The organism is Streptomyces sp. NPDC020747, assembly GCF_044334695.1.
In the GTDB taxonomy this organism is placed as follows: domain Bacteria; phylum Actinomycetota; class Actinomycetes; order Streptomycetales; family Streptomycetaceae; genus Streptomyces.
On the sequence record NZ_JBIRTJ010000016.1, the window covers coordinates 1 to 16,909 of the forward strand.

Annotated in this window: 10 protein-coding genes; 2 read left to right on the forward strand and 8 right to left on the reverse strand. The window is 70.2% G+C overall.

The features are described 5' to 3' along the window. The 3 genes from ACH4YP_RS35105 to ACH4YP_RS35115 all read right to left on the reverse strand — a co-directional run. Positions 1-416, reverse strand: a 416-nt coding sequence (locus tag ACH4YP_RS35105) for an alpha-amylase family glycosyl hydrolase (RefSeq protein WP_398494922.1), incomplete at its 3' end; no start/stop codon positions are given. Continuing rightward, positions 413-2,623 (reverse strand): maltotransferase domain-containing protein, encoded by a 2,211-nt coding sequence (locus ACH4YP_RS35110; RefSeq protein WP_398494923.1) that lies wholly within the window; start codon positions 2,621-2,623, stop codon positions 413-415. The genes ACH4YP_RS35110 and ACH4YP_RS35105, both read right to left, overlap by 4 nt. A gap of 238 nt (positions 2,624-2,861) precedes the next feature. Further along, positions 2,862-4,061 (reverse strand): S8 family peptidase, encoded by a 1,200-nt coding sequence (locus tag ACH4YP_RS35115; protein WP_398494925.1) that lies wholly within the window; start codon positions 4,059-4,061, stop codon positions 2,862-2,864. Between the two features lie 566 nt (positions 4,062-4,627). Between ACH4YP_RS35115 and ACH4YP_RS35120 the strand changes: the two genes are divergently transcribed. Both ACH4YP_RS35120 and ACH4YP_RS35125 read left to right on the forward strand, forming a co-directional pair. Continuing rightward, positions 4,628-7,246: a glycosyltransferase family 1 protein gene (locus ACH4YP_RS35120; RefSeq protein ID WP_398494927.1), complete on the forward strand. Its 2,619-nt coding sequence runs from the start codon at positions 4,628-4,630 to the stop codon at positions 7,244-7,246. 178 nt (positions 7,247-7,424) lie between these two features. After that, positions 7,425-8,105: a hypothetical protein gene (locus ACH4YP_RS35125; protein WP_398494928.1), complete on the forward strand. Its 681-nt coding sequence runs from the start codon at positions 7,425-7,427 to the stop codon at positions 8,103-8,105. A 48-nt stretch (positions 8,106-8,153) separates the two neighbouring features. Here the strand turns inward: ACH4YP_RS35125 and ACH4YP_RS35130 are convergent, their stop codons facing one another. The 5 genes from ACH4YP_RS35130 to ACH4YP_RS35150 all read right to left on the reverse strand — a co-directional run bounded on the left by ACH4YP_RS35130 (position 8,154) and on the right by ACH4YP_RS35150 (position 16,841). Then, on the reverse strand, positions 8,154-8,666 hold the full coding sequence (locus ACH4YP_RS35130; RefSeq protein WP_361072452.1) for a DUF1990 domain-containing protein: 513 nt from the start codon (positions 8,664-8,666) through the stop codon (positions 8,154-8,156). Between the two features lie 109 nt (positions 8,667-8,775). Beyond that, positions 8,776-10,428 (reverse strand): M4 family metallopeptidase, encoded by a 1,653-nt coding sequence (locus tag ACH4YP_RS35135; RefSeq protein WP_398494930.1) that lies wholly within the window; start codon positions 10,426-10,428, stop codon positions 8,776-8,778. A gap of 376 nt (positions 10,429-10,804) precedes the next feature. Further along, positions 10,805-12,844, reverse strand: a complete 2,040-nt coding sequence (locus ACH4YP_RS35140; RefSeq protein ID WP_398494932.1) for a M4 family metallopeptidase — start codon at positions 12,842-12,844, stop codon at positions 10,805-10,807. Positions 12,845-13,290: 446 nt separating this feature from the next. Beyond that, entirely contained in the window at positions 13,291-15,063 is a 1,773-nt protein-coding gene (locus ACH4YP_RS35145; RefSeq protein ID WP_398494934.1) for an ABC transporter ATP-binding protein, read from the reverse strand. Continuing rightward, the gene (locus tag ACH4YP_RS35150) at positions 15,060-16,841 is read right to left on the reverse strand and encodes an ABC transporter transmembrane domain-containing protein (RefSeq protein WP_398494935.1); all 1,782 of its coding nucleotides are present in this window, start codon (positions 16,839-16,841) and stop codon (positions 15,060-15,062) included. Before ACH4YP_RS35150 ends, ACH4YP_RS35145 begins: the two co-directional genes overlap by 4 nt. Positions 16,842-16,909: the final 68 nt, after the last annotated feature.

Sequence of the window (16,909 nt, forward strand, 5' to 3'; positions counted from 1 at the left end):
GGGCCGTCCGGGTCGTTGCGGGACTGCTGGAACCAGGGGTGCTGGTCGCTGGTGTGGTTCATGACGAAGTCGATGATGACGCGCATGCCGCGTTGGTGGGCGGCGTCGACGAATTCGACGAAGTCGGCCAGATCACCGAACTCCGGAAGTACCGCCGTGTAGTCGGAGACGTCGTAGCCGCCGTCGCGCAGCGGTGATTTGAAGAAGGGGGGGAGCCAGAGGCAGTCGACGCCGAGCCATTGGAGGTAGTCGAGTTTGGCGGTGAGGCCTTTGAGGTCGCCGATGCCGTCGCCGTTGCTGTCCTGGAAGGAGCGGACGAGGACTTCGTAGAAGACGGCGCGTTTGAACCATTCGGGGTCCCGGTCTTTGGCCGGGGTGTCTTCGAAGGTGTCAGGGACGGGCTCGTTGACGATCATGGTGTGGGTGACCCTCCGGTTGGCGGTGAGGACGGTCGCAGGACGGTCAGTACGTGCGCGGGCCGGTGGCCTGGCGTCAGGCGTACGTAGTTGGTCCTGCCCCAGTGGTAGGTCTCGCCGGTGAGCTCGTCGCGCACCGGGAACGACTCGTGCCAGTCGAGGCCGAGTCGTGGCATGTCCAACGAGACCGTGGCCTCCTGGGTGTGGTGAGGGTCGAGGTTCACGACCACCAGAACCGTGTTCGATCCGCTTCGTTTCGAGTACGCGATCACCGCCTCTTGGTCCGCCTGGTGGAAGTGCAGGTCGCGCAGCTGCCTCAGGGCCGGACTACGGCGCCTGACCGCGTTGAGTTCGGCAATCAGAGGGGCGATGCTACGACCCTCGCGCTCCGCCGACTCCCAGTCTCGCGGACGTAGTTGGTACTTCTCCGAGTCCAGGTATTCTTCGCTCCCGTCCCGCACCGGGACGTTCTCGCACAGCTCGAATCCGCTGTAGACACCCCAGGCCGGCGACAGTGTCGCGGCGAGCACGGCCCGCAGTTCGAAGGCGGGCCGCCCGCCCTGCTGAAGGAACTCGTGCAGGATGTCGGGGGTGTTGGCGAAGAAGTTGGGCCTCATATAGGCGGCTGCCTCGCCCGACAACTCGGTGAGGTACTCGGTCAGTTCTTCCTTGGTGTTGCGCCAGGTGAAATACGTGTACGACTGCTGGAAACCGATCGCGCCGAGCGTGTGCATCATCGCCGGGCGGGTGAACGCCTCGGCGAGGAAGATGACATCGGGGTCGGTGCGGTTGATGTCCGCGATCACCTGCTCCCAGAAGATGACCGGTTTTGTATGGGGGTTGTCCACGCGGAAGATCCGCACCCCGTGACTCATCCAGAACCGCAGAACCCTCAGCGTCTCCTGGATCAGGCCCGGCATGTCCTTGTCGAAGGCGATCGGGTAGATGTCCTGGTACTTCTTCGGGGGGTTCTCGGCGTACGCGATCGTGCCGTCCGAGCGGTGGTGGAACCACTCCGGGTGCTTCTCCACCCACGGATGGTCGGGCGAACACTGGAGCGCGAAGTCCAGGGCGATCTCCATACCCAGGCTCTCCGCCCGCCGTACGAAGGCGTCGAAGTCGTCGATCGTGCCGAGGTCGGGGTGGACGGCGTCGTGCCCGCCCTCCGGTGAGCCGATCGCCCAGGGGACCCCGACGTCGTGCGGGTCCGCGTCGAGCGTGTTGTTGGGACCCTTGCGGAAGGTCGTGCCGATGGGGTGGATCGGTGGCAGGTACACCACGTCGAAGCCCATCTCCGCGATCGCGGGCAGCCGTCGCGCGGCGGTCCTGAAGGTGCCGGTGACCGGCGGCTTGCCGTCCTCGACCACCGCGCCCTCCGAGCGCGGGAAGAACTCGTACCAGGAGCCGTACAGCGCCCGCTCCCGCTCCACCAGCAGGGTCAGTGGCTCGGCGGACGAGACCAGTTCGCGCAGGGGGTGGCGCGCGAGGACGTGGTCCACGTCGGGCGTGAGCGCGGCGGCGAGACGGGCCGCGGCGGGCCGGTCGGTGTCGCGCAGGGCCTCCACGGCGGCGAGGATCGCGTCACGGCGGCCCTTGCTCTTCGGTACGCCGGTCGCGGCACGCTCGTACAGCAGCGCGCCCTCCTCCAGGACCAGCTCCGTGTCCATGCCCGCCGGGATCTTGATCTGCGCGTGGTGGCGCCAGGTGGTGATCGGGTCGCCCCAGGCTTCCACCGTGTAGGTCCAGCGGCCGGGCTGCGGTACAGAGACGGTGGCGCCCCAGCGGTCGGTGCCGGGGGCCAGTTCGCGCATCGGGGTCCAGGGGCCCGAGCGGCCGTCCGGACCACGCAGGACGACGTTCGCGGCGACCGCGTCGTGGCCCTCGCGGAAGACCGTCGCGGAGATCTCGAAGAGCTCGTCCACCACGGCCTTCGCGGGGCGGCGCCCGCCCTGCACGAGGGGGCGCACGTCCAGGACGGGGATGCGCCCGATCAGAGGGCCGCTTCCCGGGACGGGGGTGGGGGCGGGCGTGCGGCGGGTGGCGCTCTTGGGGGTGGTCGTCGACGGCTTGGGCGGCTTGGCTGCCTTGGCCGGCTTGGCGGTCCTGGCCTTCGGTGGCTGTGGCCGGTCGGCTTTCTCTCCCTGGCCGGGGGGTTCGGTGGTGCTGGGCGTCGGGGGTGGTGACGGCTGGTGGTGCATGGCGGGCATGACCGCTCCTGTCCGCGTCAACGTGGGTGGGCGGATGAGGGTGTGGGGAGGTGGGTCCTGCTGGGCGTACCGGTGGAGCCTTCCCACTCTTTTCGGGTGGGCAATCCGGCACTTTGTTAACTACTCGCGCGTATGTCTACACACAAGACCGGCCTCGTCCGATGAGAATCCGCCAAGGATCCGTAAAGGATCGCTTGGGGATTCGCGGGACGAGGCCGGTCGGTGAATGCGCAAATACTTAGGGGTTGTCGACTTGCAGGAGCTTGTTCGGTGAGCCGAGCCCGGCGTTGGACATCTTCCCGGAGACGGCCCGCTCGACAAGAGCCTTGCTGACATCGGCTGGTGTCGCCCAGGCGTGGTCGGCCAGGTAGAGCGCGGCCGCGCCTGCGGCGTGGGGCGACGCCATCGACGTACCGGAGAAGGTCGCCCTGCCCGTGTCGCTCGCGTTGGAGGCCGAGGTGACGTCCACGCCGGGCGCGAACAGATCGAGTCGCGCGCCCCAGTTGGAGAAGTCCGCCCTCGCGTCCTTCTGGTCGCTCGCGCCGACCGTGATCGCCTCCTTGACACGGGCCGGTGAGTAGAGGCTCGCCGGGAGGCCGTCGTTGCCCGCCGCGACCGCGTAGGTGACGCCGGAGGCGATGGAGTTGCGGACCGCGGCGTCCAGTTGCGGGTCCGCGAGCCCGCCGAGGCTCATATTGGCGACCGCGGGCTTCCGGGCGTTCTTGGTCACCCAGTCGATGCCCGCGATGACCTGCGAGAGCGTACCGGCGCCGTCGTCGTCGAGCACGCGGACGGCGACGACCTTCGCCTGCTTCGCGACGCCGTACGTCGTGCCCACGATCGTGCCCGCCACGTGCGTGCCGTGGCCCTGGCCGTCCTGGGCGGTGGCGTCGTTGTCGACGAAGTCCCAGCCGTAGCTCGCCCGGCCGCCGAAGTCCTTGTGGGTGACGCGTACGCCGGTGTCGATGACGTACGCCGTCACGCCCTGGCCCGCGGACTCCGGCCAGGTGTAGCCGCTGTCCAGCGGCAGATCCTGCTGGTCGATGCGGTCGAGGCCCCACGGCGGGTCCGTCTGCCGGTGCTCGACGGCCACGGTGGCGTCCCGCGAGACCGAGGCCACGCGGGAGTCGGCGGCGAGACGCCTGGCCTGCCTCTCGTCGACCTTCACCGCATAGCCGTTGAGTGCCGTGCTGTAGGTGTGGCTGATTCTCGCTCCGTACTTGGTGGCGAGGTCCTTGCCCGCCTTCGACGGAGCCTTCGTTCCCCCCTTGAGCGTCACTATGTAGCTGCCGCTGACGGAACCCGCTCCGCCCGCGCCGGATATCTGCCCCTCGGGGGCGGCGTGTGCGGGCAGGGTGATGGCCGAAAGCACCGCGGCCGTCATGACCGCGGTCAGGCCTCCCGCCCAGTGCAGCCGCCGCTCGCGCGTCACTGCCATGGTGTGAGTTCCCCTCCTCGACTCGGCGTGCTCCGGCCGGTGGCGCGCGCGGGCCCGACGGGGCTCTGGCAGACCTGGCAAGTCCCCGTACGGGCCCTGAGAAGCCGTGACCGGATCGCCACTTGGCAGCCTCTCGTGCGGTGTGAAGCGCCACAAGGCCGCACGACGGGGCGGAATCGGCCATATCGCCCGTGGCGGACATGTAAAGGTTGCGGCGATTTCCGGCCCTTCCGAGGGGGCGCGGGCTCCTGCCGCCGAAGGCTCCGCCGCGCGGGCGCGACCAGTGGTGATCGGCCCCCGGTCGCAGTACGGCACATCCCGCCGAGCACTTCGCGCCGTAGTTGCGGAGGCACCCTCGCCGCTACCGTCATGGGTGACAAAGTGCGCACAGTGACGTGCGTCCGCCAGACCGCCCTGATGCGTTGGATCGCCCTGATCCGTCGGAGCCATCGCAACGCCGAGCCATCGCAACGCCGATACGCCCAGCCATAGCAACGTCGATACGCACCCAGCCATCGCAACGCCGATACGCCGTCCTGGTACGTCCTCCGTGAAGGTGGAAGCTCGTGAAGGCCATCCGCAGATTCACCGTGCGTCCCGTACTCCCCGAAGCCCTTCACCCCCTCAGTGATCTGGCGCGCAATCTGCGCTGGTCCTGGCACGCCGAGACCCGTGACCTCTTCCAGTCCGTGGACCCCGAGCACTGGGCCGCCTCCGAATGCGATCCCGTACGCCTCCTGGGGAGCGTCTCGCCCGGTCGGCTGGCCGAGCTGGCCGAGGACCGGCGCTTCCTGCGGCGACTCGCCGAGGCCGCCGACGACCTCAGGGACTATGTGAGCGGAGACCGCTGGTACCAGTCCCAGCCCTCCGAACTCCCCGCCGCCATCGCCTACTTCTCACCCGAGTTCGGCATCACGGCCGCGCTGCCGCAGTACTCCGGCGGCCTCGGCATCCTCGCCGGGGACCATCTCAAGGCGGCCAGCGACCTCGGCGTACCCCTGATCGGTGTCGGACTCCTCTACCGGCACGGCTACTTCCGGCAGTCGCTGTCCCGGGACGGCTGGCAGCAGGAGCACTATCCGGTCCTGGACCCGAACGAACTGCCCGTCTCCCTGCTGCGCGAGCCCGACGGCACCCCCTCGCAGGTGTCCCTGGCCCTCCCCGGCGGGAGGTCCCTCCACGCCCGTGTCTGGCTGGCCCAGGTCGGCCGGGTCCCGTTGCTGATGCTCGACTCGGACATAGAGGAGAACGACCTCGGCGAGCGGGGCGTGACGGACCGGCTCTACGGCGGCGGCAGCGAGCACCGGCTGCTCCAGGAGATGCTGCTCGGCATCGGCGGGGTGCGTGCCGTGCGTACGTACTGCCGGCTGACGGGGCACGCGCGGCCCGAGGTGTTCCATACGAACGAGGGGCACGCGGGATTTCTCGGCCTGGAACGAATTCACGAACTGTCTTATGACGACCTGGATTTCGACGCCGCGCTCGAAGCGGTCCGGGCGGGCACGGTCTTCACGACCCACACCCCCGTGCCCGCCGGAATCGACCGCTTCGACCGGGAGCTGGTTGCCCGGCACTTCGGTCCCGAAGCGGAACTCCCGCGCATCGACGTCGAACGCATTCTGCGATTGGGAATGGAGACCTATCCAGGCGGCGAACCGAACCTCTTCAACATGGCGGTGATGGGCCTGCGGCTGGGCCAACGCGCCAATGGGGTCTCGCTGTTGCACGGACAGGTCAGCCGGGAGATGTTCTCCGGGCTCTGGCCGGGCTTCGACCCGGACGAGGTCCCGATCACCTCCGTCACGAACGGCGTGCACGCGCCGACCTGGGTGGCCCCCGAGGTCTTCCGCCTCGGCGCCCGCCAGATCGGCGCGCAGCGCACCGAGGACGCGATGACGGTCGGCGCCTCGGACCGCTGGGACGCTGTCGCAGAGATCCCCGACCAGGACATCTACGACCTGCGCCGCGTGCTGCGCGAGCAGTTGGTGACGGAGGTGCGGGAGCGGCTGCACGCGTCCTGGCGGCAGCGCGGCGCGGGCACGGCCGAACTGGGCTGGATCGACGGCGTGCTGGACCCGGACGTCCTGACGATCGGCTTCGCGCGCCGCGTCCCCTCCTACAAGCGACTGACGCTGATGCTGAGGGACAGGGACCGGCTGATGGACCTGCTCCTGCATCCCGAGCGGCCGATCCAGATCGTGGTGGCGGGCAAGGCGCACCCGGCCGACGACGGCGGCAAACGCCTGGTCCAGGAGCTGGTCCGCTTCGCCGACGACCCGCGCGTACGCCACCGGATCGTCTTCCTCCCCGACTACGGCATGGCGATGGCGCAGAAGCTGTATCCCGGCTGCGACATCTGGCTCAACAACCCGCTCCGCCCCCTGGAGGCATGCGGGACATCGGGGATGAAGGCGGCGCTGAACGGCTGCCTCAACCTCTCGGTCCTGGACGGCTGGTGGGACGAGTGGTTCCAGCCGGACTTCGGCTGGGCGATCCCCACGGCGGACGGCACGGCGGTGGACGACGACCGCCGGGACGAACTGGAGGCGTCGGCGCTCTACGAGCTCCTGGAACAGCGGGTGGCCCCGCGCTTCTACGAACGAGGCCAGGCCGGCCTGCCCGACCGCTGGATCGAGATGGTCCGCCAGACCCTGACCCACCTGGGCCCGAAGGTCCTGGCCGGCCGCATGGTCCGCGAGTACGTGGAACGCCTCTACACCCCGGCGGCCCACGCCCACCGCGCCATGTCCCCTTCCTCGGCAAGGGAGTTGGCGGTGTGGAAGTCCCGGGTGCGGGCGGCCTGGCCACACGTCACGGTCGACCACGTGGAGACCTCGGCGGGGACTCCGACGGCCGAACTCGGCACGACACTCTCCCTGCGCGTCCGCGTCGGCCTGGGCGACCTGGCCCCTGACGACGTCGAGGTCCAGGCGGTCTCGGGCCGCGTCGACTCGGAGGACGGCATCACGGACGGCACGGCGGCCCCCCTCAAACCGGTGGGCGGCCCCGACCCGGAGGGCCGCTGGCTCTACGAGGGCCCACTCTCCCTGGACCGCACCGGCCCCTTCGGCTACACGGTCCGCATCCTGCCCACACACCGACTACTGGCATCCGGCGCGGAGTTGGGGTTGGTGGCGGTGCCTTCGGAGGAGTTGAGGGAGGGGGCGGGGGTTTTGATGCGGTGAAGTCGCCTGCGCTCAAGGTTGTTTGAGGCGCGGAAGAGGGGTTGGGGAACCCTCGCGCCTCGTGATCGGAGCTGGTCTAGGGTTGTCGCTCGGGTCCGGCGAGCCAAGGACAGGGCGCCGCGGACCCGGTCGGCGATCGGTGGGGGTTGGATCAGTGGTGAGCGGTGCGCGGCGTGCCATGAAGGCTGTTGTGCTGGTGATCGGCACGACGGTTGTGCTGTCGGCGTGCGGTGGGCCGGGGGACGGGGAGCCGAAGTCCTCCGCCGATGGTCAAGGACCGCTCACCAAGGCCCAGTTGACCGGCGTGCTGCCCGAGAGTGCCGACCTGCCCGGCTTCAGTGCGGAGCGGCAGAGTCTTCCGCTGTTGGAGGCCAAGGATGTTGTGACGACAGGTCAGGCGGTCTGTCGTCCCATCGCGGACATGATGAGCGTGCGTCCCCGGCTTCCCCGGCGGGCCATGGTCTGGGCGACGATCGAGGCGGACGGTTCCCCGGCGTCGGCCCCGCCCGGTACTCTGACCCTGACGAGCCACGACGGCGACACCGCCGCGCAGTGGATGGCCGGGCTGAAGAGAGCCGTCGCCGACTGCACCCGGTTCACCGCCACGTCGAAGCGCGGCTGGACGTACGACTTCACTGTCGCCTCCGTTCCCCTGGAGCGGATGGGAGACGACGTGGTCGGCTATCGGATCACCAATGTGCTCGACCCGAGCGGGGGCGGCAACGTGATGTCCGTCGTCCGCACCGGCACCACACTGGCCACGTACCTTCTTCCGCCGTCGAAGAACGGCAAGCCGCGGCCCGTGCCGGAATCCGTCGCCATCGCGCAGGAGAAGAGAATCCGGGCTGCGGCGGACTAGACGAACGCCCCTCCCGATGTCTGCTCCGGCGGAATCGGTCGCCCTCGGCTACTTCAGGAAGTCGCCCTTGGGGTCCTCGCACATCTTCCGCAGCACCGCCCCGCACCGCCGCGCGTACGCGTGCTGCAAGCCTCGGGTCGCCGCCCCGCCCGCCTTGGCGTACCACTTCGCCGGGCGGCTGAAGGCGGTTATCGTCAGCCAGACCGTGCCGTCGCCCGTGCGGTCGACGATGAAGGCTTCCTCGCCGGATTCGGGGTGGCCGGGGAGGGTGCCGTAGGCCCAGCCGGCTCGGCGGGGTTCGTCGACCGTCCAGACGATGCGGCAGGGGGCCTTCAGCAGCCCCAGGCCGACGGTGACGTCGGCACCCGGGGTCGCCTGCGGGGCGTCCGTCGTGATCGTGACGCCCACCGCTCTGTGGAGTTCCCAGGTCAGGACCGCCTGGGACGCGGATTTGAAGATCTCCTGGCCCTCGCCGATGCGGCTGCGGACGTGCAGGGGATGGAAGCCGGGTGGGCACCGGCCGTCGCGGGTCGCACCCACGTCCTCGTACGTGTAGGGCATGGGAACCAAGAGTAGGGCGGTACCCGGGAATGCCTTCGTTCCGGGTACCGCCCCGACCGACTAGAGCCAACTGCCTGCAATCAACTGCCTACCGCCAACTCCGCGAGTGTCAGTTGACGTTGACCCCGGACCAGGCCGCCTGGACCGCCTTGTACTCCGTGCTCGCCGTGCCGCCGTACAGTGCCGACGCCGCGCTCAGTGTCGCCGTACGGGCGCCCGCGTACTTCGTCGTGGACGTCATGTACTCGGTGAGCGCCTTGTACCAGATCTTGACGGCCTTGTCACGGCCGATGCCGGTGACCGTCGAGCCGTTGGAGGTCGAGGAGTTGTAGCTGACGCCGTTGATCGTCTTGGCGCCGCTGCCCTCCGAGAGGAGGTAGAAGAAGTGGTTCGCCGGGCCCGAGGAGTAGTGGACGTCGATGCCGCCCAGGCTGGAGGACCAGCTGTCCTTGGACGAGCCGTCCTTGCTCGGCTTGTCCATGTAGCGCAGCGGGGTGCCGTTGCCCCTGATGTCGATCTTCTCGCCGATGAGGTAGTCGCCGACGTCGGAGGCGTTGGCCGCGTAGAACTCCACCGCGGTGCCGAAGATGTCGGAGGTCGCCTCGTTCAACCCGCCCGACTCACCGCTGTAGTTGAGGCCCGCGGTGTTCGACGTGACGCCATGCGTCATCTCGTGGCCCGCCACGTCGAGGGACGTGAGCGGCTTGCTGTTGCCCGAGCCGTCGCCGTACGTCATGCAGAAGCAGCTGTCGTCCCAGAAGGCGTTCACGTACGCGTTGCCGTAGTGGACGCGGGAGTAGGCGGCGACGCCGTTGTTCTTGATGCCGTTGCGGCCGAGGACGTTCTTGTAGAAGTCCCAGGTGGCCTGGGCGCCGAAGTGCGCGTCGACGGCGGCGGTCTGGGTGTTCGAGGCCGCGCCCGTGCCCCAGGTGTCGTCCGCGTCGGTGAAGAGGGTGCCCGTGCCGGACGTACCCCGGTTGAGGTTGTACGTCTTGTGGGCGCCGCGTGACGTGTCGTTCAGCTGGTACGTCGAGCCCGACAGCGAGGTGCCGATGGTGACCTTGCCGGAGTACTGGCTGTTGCCGGTGCCGGTCTGGATCGCCTCCCACTCGTACAGCTTCTTGCCCGTCTGCGCGTCGGTGACGACGTGCAACTGCTGCGGGGTGCCGTCGTGCTGGAAGCCGCCGACGACCGTCTCGTAGGCCAGGGCCGGCTTGCCGTCGGCCGCCCAGACGACCTTGCGGGGTGCCTTGTCGGCGGCCGACTCCTTGCTGCCCTCGGCCTTCGCCGCCTTCAACGCCTGCTTCTCGGCAGTGGACTTGGCGATGTCCGGGGTGACGTCGGAGACCTTGATGGCGGCCTTGGTCGCCTTGGTCACGCCCTCGGTCTCGCCTGCCTTGGTCTCGTGGATCACCAAGTCGCCGCCGAGGACCGGGAGTCCGGCGTACGTGCGCTCGTACCGGGTGTGCGTGGTGCCGTCGGCGTCCTTGACGACGTCTCTGACGACCAGCTTCTCCTTGGCGCCGAGACCTATCTCGTCGGCGGTGTCCGCCGTGGCGGCGTCGGCCTTCTGGATGAGGCTCGTACGGGCTGCCGCGGTCAGTTGGACCGGCGCCGCGGCGAGGGTCGTCCCGCCGGGCCGCTCGGCCGGGGACTGGGCGGAGGCGCCGGTGGTCAGACCGGTCGTGAGGAGTGCTCCGGCCGCGACCGCGGTGGCGATGGCCAGAGTTGTGCGCTTGTGACGCGCGTAGAGGGGGGTCACACAAGCTCCTTCGTGGGGGGGTGTCCGACTGGCATGGGGGACCGGTCGGGCGGTTGTGAAGTTGCGGTGCGGGTGTGCCGTAAGCGGTGATGCGGGGTGAACGTTGCCAGTTGAGTCCTGTACATGTCAGCGGGGCGAATAAAGGTTGGCCGGAAATCGTCCGTTGCCCGAAGATCCGCGTACGGATCGCGGACTTGATCGTCGGCAAAGGCCTGGTAAAGGGTGGGGCGGCCGTCGCAAGGTCGCAGCATCGATGCGGCAATGACGTGGCAATGGCATGGCAAAAAGGCGCCGCCCCGGGGAGTTGGATCCCCGGGGCGGCGCCCTGCGTGTCCGGTCCTGCGCAGGCCTCGCGGCCGGCGCTCACCCGGATCGGTTACGCCTGCGGGAAGGTGATCTTCCAGCCATTGATCCTGCCGGTGTCCTGCGCCGCCTGGTCCTGGACCTTCAACTGCCAGGTGCCGTTGGCGACTTCGGAGGAGGCGTTCACCGTGTACGGCTCGTTGACGTCGTCCGCCGAGTCCGAGGAGCTGAACGGCTTGAGGCGGTAGCTCGTGCCGTCCGGCGCCACCAGGTCGACGACCAGGTCACCGCGCCACGTGTGCGTGATGTCCGGGGTGACGACCAGGTTCGTGGGAGCGTTGCCGGCCTGGCCGGAGACGGTGATCGACGACGTCACCGCGGCTCCGTTGTCCGGAATCGACACGGGCGTCGTGCTCTCGAACGACGTACCGCCGCCGCCCCCGCCGCCGGGCCGGGCGCCGACGTTGATGCCGGCCCACGCGTTCTGCACCGCCGTGTACTCGGCGCTCGTGGTGCCGTACAGCTCACCCGCGACCGCGAGCGTGCCGGTGCGGGCCGCCGCGTAGTTGGTCGTCGAGGTGAACTTCGTGGTGAGCGCCTTGAACCAGATCAGCGCGGCCTTCTCGCGGCCGATGCCGGTCACCGGCAGGCCGTCGGAGGTCGGCGAGTCGTACGAGACGCCGTTGACGGTCTTGGTGCCGCTGCCCTCCGAGAGGAGGTAGAAGAAGTGGTTCGCCGGGCCCGAGGAGTAGTGGACGTCGATCGAGCCGATGCCCGAGTACCAACTGTCCTTGGACGAGCCGTCCTTGCTCGGCTTGTCCATGTAACGCAGCGGCGTTCCGTTGCCGTTGATGTCGATCTTCTCGCCGACCAGGTAGTCGCCGACGTCCTGCGAGTTGCCGGCGTAGAACTCCACGGCCGCCGCGAAGATGTCGGAGGTCGCCTCGTTCAACCCGCCCGACTCACCGCTGTAGTTGAGGCCCGCGGTGTTGGAGGTGACGCCGTGGGTCATCTCGTGCGCGGCCACGTCGATCGACGTGAGCGGCTTGGCGTTGCCCGAGCCGTCGCCGTACGTCATGCAGAAGCAGGAGTCCTGCCAGAAGGCGTTGACGTAGTTGTTGCCGTAGTGGACGCGGGAGTACGCGCCGACCCCGTCACCGCGGATGCCGCTGCGGCCCTGCACGTTCTTGTAGTAGTCCCACGTCAGCGCGGCCCCGAAGTGGGCGTCCGCGCCCGCCGTCTCCAGGTTCGACGCGACCCCGTTGCCCCAGACGTCGTCGGCGCCCGAGAAGAGCGTGCCGGTGCCCGACGTACCGCGGTTCAGGTTGTTCGTCTTGTGGTTCCCGCGGGTCGTGTCCGTGAGGTTGTACGTCGACCCGGACTGGGCGCTGCCGAGCGTCACCGAGCCGCTGTACTGGGTGTTGCCGGTGCCGGTCTCGACGCCCTGGTACTCGAAGAGCTTCTTGCCGGTGGCCGCGTCCGTGATGACGTGCAGCTCGTTCGGGGTGCCGTCGTGCTGCAGGCCCCCGACGACCGTCTCGTACGCGAGGCTCGGCGTGCCGTCGGCCGCCCAGATCACCTTGCGCGCGCCGTCCGCCTCGGTCTTCTTCGAGCCCTCCGCCGAGGCGGCCTTCAGGGCCTGCTTCTCGGCGACGGCGGGCTTCACCGCCGCGCTGGTGGTGATGCCCTTGAGCTGGGCCTTCACCGCGCGCGTAACGGCCTCGGTCTTCCCCGACCTGGCGGTGTCGACCACCAAGTCGCCACCGAGGACCGGGAGTCCGGCGTACGTGCGCTCGTAGCGCGTGTGGACCGTACCGTCGGCGTCCTTGACGACGTCGCGGACGACGAGCTTCTCCTGTGCGCCCAGGCCGAGTTCCTTCGCCGTGTCCGACTTCGCCGAGTCGGCGTCACGGATCAGCGCCGCGCGCTGGGCGGGGGAGAGCTTGACGGCCAGGGAGCCCTTGTCGAGCTTGCCCGGGGCGGGTTCGGTGTCGGCGGTGGCGGCGCTCGTCTGGACGGCCGCGGCGAGCAGGGCGGCGACGGCGACGAGCGCGCCGGCGGCGGCCTTGCGCCGGGTGGACCTGGAGGCGAACGAGGAACGGGAGCTACCCACGGTCTGAGAAGTACCTGCGGCGTGGGAGGTGCGTCTGTGGGAGGTGCGTCTCAACACGGACTCCTTCTGCGTGGCCGCGGATCGCGGATCGCGCGGCCAGGGGGGACCGGATGGTTGGGGGCCGTCCGGGCAGAACAAGGCGGAACGCGGAACCACTTGCATGGGGCACGTGCGGTCGTGCGTGGGGGCCGCCACGGCACAGCGGTACATGTGGGGTTGCTGTGGAGCGGTCGTGGGAAGAGTGGCAGGAGATTGCGCTCTCTGTCAGGTGCGCATCAAGAAGTTGGCTGGAAACGGTTCGTTGTCCGGGTGGTCATGTTCGGTATACGGACTCGTTGCCGACGGGCGCGTTGCCGGGCGCCCGGCCCGCGCAGGCTCAGGCCCACCCAGGCTCAGGCCTACGCAGGTTGAGGCTTACGCCGGCTCGGGCCCGCGAACGACCAGGCTCATGACGGCCGTTGCCCGGGAAGCCCCGGTCGCTCGCCGTGCCATGAGTGCCACAGGGCCGCGTACGCGCCGTCGGAGGCCACCAGGCTGTCGTGGGTGCCCAGTTCGGTCAGGCGGCCGTCCTCCATCACGGCGACCCGGTCCGCGTCGTGGGCGGTGTGCAGGCGGTGGGCGATGGCGATGACCGTGCGGCCTTCGAGGACGGCGGCGAGCGCGCGCTCGGTGTGGCGGGCGGTCGCCGGGTCCAGCAGCGCCGTGGCCTCGTCGAGGATCAGGGTGTGCGGATCGGCCAACACGACCCGGGCCAGGGCCAGTTGCTGCGCCCGCGAGCCGTCCGTGCGATGGGGACTCTCGGGCCCGAGCCCGGTGTCGAGGCCGTCCGGCAGCTCCCGGACCCAGTCGTCGGCACCGACCGCCGCGAGGGCAGCCCACAACTCGGCGTCACCGGCGGCCGGTTCGGCGATGAGCAGGTTGTCGCGGACCGTGCCGAGGAACACGTGGTGCTCCTGGGTGACGAGCACGACCTGCCGCCGCAGCTGTTCCGGGTCGAGGTCGACGATCGGCACCCCGCCCACCGTCACCGAGCCGGAGCGCGGCGCGTCGATGCCCGCCAGCAGCCGGCTCAGCGTGGTCTTCCCCGCGCCGGAGGGCCCGACCACGGCCAGCCGCTCCCCGGGCCGCACGGTCAGGTCCACACCGCGCAGGACCTCGCCCCCGCGGTCGTACGAGTAGCGCACATCCGTCACGTCGATCCGGTCGTCCGCCGGGGCCGGGGAGCCGGACGGGACGGCCCGCGGCGCCCGGCCGAGCCCCTCCACCCGCGCGAACGAGGCGCTGCTGGCCTGCAGTTGCTCCACCCGCATCAGGACCTGGTCCAGCGGCGATTCCAGCTGCCGCAGATACAGGGCCGCCGCGATCACGGCGCCCAGGCTCACCGTGCCCCGCTCGTGCAGGGCTCCGCCGACCAGCAGCACGACGGACACGGGGAGCACGAACGAGATCTCCACGGTCACGAAGAACACGGTCCGCAGGTACAGGGTGTAGAACCGGGTGCGCCGGGACGTCTCCAGCGCGTCCCGGCTCGCGGCGATCCGCCGCCGCTGGAGTCCGAACGCCTCCACCGTGCGCCCGCCCGACGCGGTCGCCGTGAGGATCTCGGCGACCTCCGACGTGGCGGCTCCCTCGGCGAGATAACCGGTGCGCGCCCGGCGCAGATACCAGCGCAGCGCCAGCCAGATACCGGCCTGGGCGAGCACCGCGCAGCCGCCGAGCAGCGGGTCGAGCGCGAAGACCGCGCCGAGGATGAACAGACACTGGACGGAGGAGACCAGCAGCTCGGGACCGGCGTCGCGCAGGGTCGTACCCACCGTGGAGACGTCCGCGGTGCCCCGGGCGGTCAGATCGCCCGTGCCCGCCCGCTCCACGACCGAGGCGGGCAGCGTCAGCGTCCGCTCGACGAACTCCTCGCGCACCCGCGCCAGCGTCCGCTCCCCGAACCGGTACCCCACGTACCGGGCGGCGCGCGCCAGCAGCAACTGCCCCAGCGCGCACACCAGGATGACCAGTGCGAGGCGGTCCACGACGGCCACGCCGCCACCGGCCCGGACCTCGTCGATGATGCGGCCGAGCAGCCACGGGCCGACCAGACCGGCAGCGGCGGCCAGCGCGTTCAGGACGAGCACGACGGCGAAGGCGCGGCCGTCCGCGCGGATCAGCCGGCCCGCGGCCCTGCGTACGTCGGCCGGCTCGGCGACCGGCAGCTGCGCGGTCATCGCACGGCCTCCTCTGTGTCCAGATCCGATGCCGCGGCCAGGCCCGATGGTGCGCCCAGGTCCGACTCGTCGGCGTCCGGGTCGTCCGCGTCGCGGGCCACCAGCGCGCGGTATCCCGGCTCCCCGTCGAGGAGTTCCTGGTGGCGGCCGACGGCCGCGACCTTGCCGTCGACCAGGTAGTACACGGTGTCCACCTGGTCGAGTACGAGCGGCGAGGTGCTGGTCACGACGGTCGTACGGCCGGATCGCGCCGCGCGCAGCCGGGCGGCGACGGCTGCCTCGGTGTGCGCGTCCAGCGCCGAGGTGGGCTCGACCGCGAGCAGCACCTCGGCGTCGGCGAGCAGCGCCCGCACCAGGCGTACGCGCTGTCGCTGGCCTCCGGAGAGGCTGCGGCCCTGCGCGTCGACGGCCGAGTCGAGCCCGTCCGGCAGCCCGAGCACGACGTCGTCCGCCACGGCCGCGTGCACCGCCCCGGCGACGGTCTCCTCGTCGGGATCCCCGCGGCCGGAGACCAGGTCGCGCAGGCTGCCCGCGAACAGGTCGGCCTCGTTGTCCGCGACCAGGATGCGTGCCCGGACCTGCGGCAGGGCGATCGCGTCGAGGCGTACGCCGCCCCAGGTGGCCGCCGACGCGGTGTACCGGCCGAGCCGGTCGACCACGGCGGCGGACTCCGCCGGACGGGCGCCGACCAGCGCGGTCAGCCTGCCGGGCGCCACCCGGACACCGGACCGCGGATCGTGCAGCACGGAGGGCTCGGCCGGCGCGTCCACGGAAGCGCGGCCCGTCTCCATCGGTTCCAGGGACAGGAACCGTACGACGCGACGGGCGGCCACCACACCCCGGCTGAGCTGGTAGCCGCACTCGACGAAGAAGGCCACCGGCGCCACGAGGACCGCGACATAGCCGTACACGGACACCAACTCGCCGATCGTGATGGACCCTTGGGCGGCGAGCCGGGCCGCCAGCCACGTAACGACGGCCAGGAACACGGTCGGCAGCCCGATGCCGAGCGCCTGGATCCAGCTGGTCACCGACCCGACCCGGTACCCCTGTACCCGCAGCCGCTGCGAGTCACGGCGGAATGCGTCGGCGAACAGCCCTTTGCCACCAAGGCCGTTGAGGACCCGCAGCCCGCCCGCGAGGTCCCCGATCCGAGCCGTCAGCACACCCTGCCGCTCGCGGTACTCCGTCTCCGCGCCCCGCAGCCGCCCCATCAGCGGACCGACGAGTACGACTATCACCGGCACCCCGAGCAGCACCACCGCGGACAGCGGCAGCGAGACCGACAGCAGCAGTCCGGCCACGACGGCGTAGGCGACGACCGCGCCCACACCAGGGCCGACCACCGTCAGGGACTGGCTGATCGTCTGCACGTCACCGACGCCGATGGTGACGACCTCACCGGCTCCCGTGCGGCGCGACAGCGTGGCACCCAGCCGGGTCGCCTGCCCCACCACGAGCTTGACCGACCGGAAGTTGGCGTCCATCCGGAGCCTGGTCATCGTGCGGTGCCGCATGATGCTCACCCAGGAGTTGAACACCCCGACGCCCAGCAGCGCGGCGGACCAGCCCGCCAGCACCGCCTGGTCGCCCGGTTCGAGGCCGTCGTCGATCGCGCGGGACAGCAGATACGGCGTCAGCGCCATGAGCACCATCCAGACGGTGCCCAGCACCGCCCCCGCGACGGCCCGGCCCGGCTGCCTGGCGACCAGCCACCAGAGGTACCGCGCGCCACCGCGGCAGTCGGGTGTCCCGGGTTCTTCATACGCGTCGACCATTGGCCCCATCCCGTGCCGTATCCCGTGCTGTGCCCGTCCGCCCTCTCCGGGCGTCGCAGATGCCGCCC

Excerpts from the sequence above, each read along its gene's own strand:
- ACH4YP_RS35110 (WP_398494923.1), bottom strand. The coding sequence starts at position 2,623 with ATGCCCGCCATGCACCACCAGCCGTCACCACCCCCGACGCCCAGCACC.
- ACH4YP_RS35115 (WP_398494925.1), bottom strand. The coding sequence starts at position 4,061 with ATGGCAGTGACGCGCGAGCGGCGGCTGCACTGGGCGGGAGGCCTGACC.
- ACH4YP_RS35125 (WP_398494928.1), top strand. The coding sequence starts at position 7,425 with ATGAAGGCTGTTGTGCTGGTGATCGGCACGACGGTTGTGCTGTCGGCG.
- ACH4YP_RS35130 (WP_361072452.1), bottom strand. The coding sequence starts at position 8,666 with ATGCCCTACACGTACGAGGACGTGGGTGCGACCCGCGACGGCCGGTGC.
- ACH4YP_RS35145 (WP_398494934.1), bottom strand. The coding sequence starts at position 15,063 with ATGACCGCGCAGCTGCCGGTCGCCGAGCCGGCCGACGTACGCAGGGCC.
- ACH4YP_RS35150 (WP_398494935.1), bottom strand. The coding sequence starts at position 16,841 with ATGGTCGACGCGTATGAAGAACCCGGGACACCCGACTGCCGCGGTGGC.